This window comes from Microbacterium sp. Bi128 (assembly GCF_918698205.1).
On the sequence record NZ_CAKKMM010001591.1, the window covers coordinates 1 to 1,106 of the forward strand.

At 72.3% G+C, this 1,106-nt stretch carries 1 protein-coding gene and 1 pseudogene; both read left to right on the forward strand.

The window, feature by feature from the left end; all coding sequences use genetic code 11:
- Positions 1-152 (forward strand): annotated as a pseudogene (locus LQV45_RS34765) (glucuronate isomerase); the annotation flags it as partial.
- A partial coding sequence (locus tag LQV45_RS34770; protein WP_230012493.1) for a mannitol dehydrogenase family protein occupies positions 149-1,106 on the forward strand: 958 nt, incomplete at its 3' end. The pseudogene LQV45_RS34765 and the gene LQV45_RS34770, both read left to right, overlap by 4 nt.

The window sequence follows — 1,106 nt, forward strand, 5'->3', positions numbered from 1 at the left end:
GCTCCATCCCCGCGCGCCACGATGCCTCCCGCCGGATCGAGGCCTCCTTCCTGGCCGGGCTGGTCGCGGAGCACCGCGGCAGCGCGGACCGCGCCAAAGAACTGATCGTCGACGTCGTGGACGGCTCACCCCGACGGGTGTTCAAACTGTGAGCGCCGAACTGACATCCGCACAGGAATCCGAGGTCGAGGCCGCCGTGGAACTTCCCCAACTGAGCCGCCGCCTGCGCCCCGGTGCGACGGCGCCTGTGCGGATCGTCCATCTGGGGCTGGGCGCCTTCCACCGCTCGCACCAGGGCTGGTACACCCACCAGGCGTCCGACGCAGCGGACTGGGGCATTGCGGCCTTTACCGGACGCCGCCCCGACGCCGCCCTGGCGCTGGCCGAACAGGACGGGCTCTACACGATCGTGAACCGGGCCGACGGCGGCGACACCTTCACCGTTGTCAGCAGCATCGTCGAAGCCGTGGACGGGGCGGATGTCCAGCGCCTGGCGGAGCTGGTTGCCGCGCCGGCCACCGCGGTGATCACCCTGACCATCACCGAGGCGGCCTACCGGCTCCGCGCCGACGGGCAGCTTGACCGCGCCGCGCCCGACGTCGCCGCCGACCTTGCGCTGCTGGCGTCCGGCAGCGCCAACCCGGCGACGCCGCTGGGCCGGCTGGTGCTGGCCCTCGCCGCCCGCCGGGCTGCCGGGGCGGGACCGCTCGCCGTCGTCTGCTGCGACAACCTTTCCAACAACGGCACCGTGGCGCACAATGCCGTGGCAGGCATGGCCGGGGCGTGGGACGCGGACCTGGCCGGATGGATCGACGCCAACGTCAGCTTCGTCAGCACCTCGGTTGACCGCATCACTCCCCGCACCACGGCCGCGGACATCGCCGCCGTCCAGGCCGCGTGCGGCTACCGCGACAATTCGCCCGTGGTGGCCGAGCCCTTCTCCAACTGGGTGCTCAGCGGGGAGTTCCCCGCCGGGCGGCCGCGCTGGGAAGACGCCGGAGCCGTGTTCGTCGCCGAGATCGAGCCGTACGAGAACCGCAAACTCTGGCTCCTGAACGGCGCACACTCCCTGCTGGCCTACGCCGGCCAGCTGCGCGGCCACACCA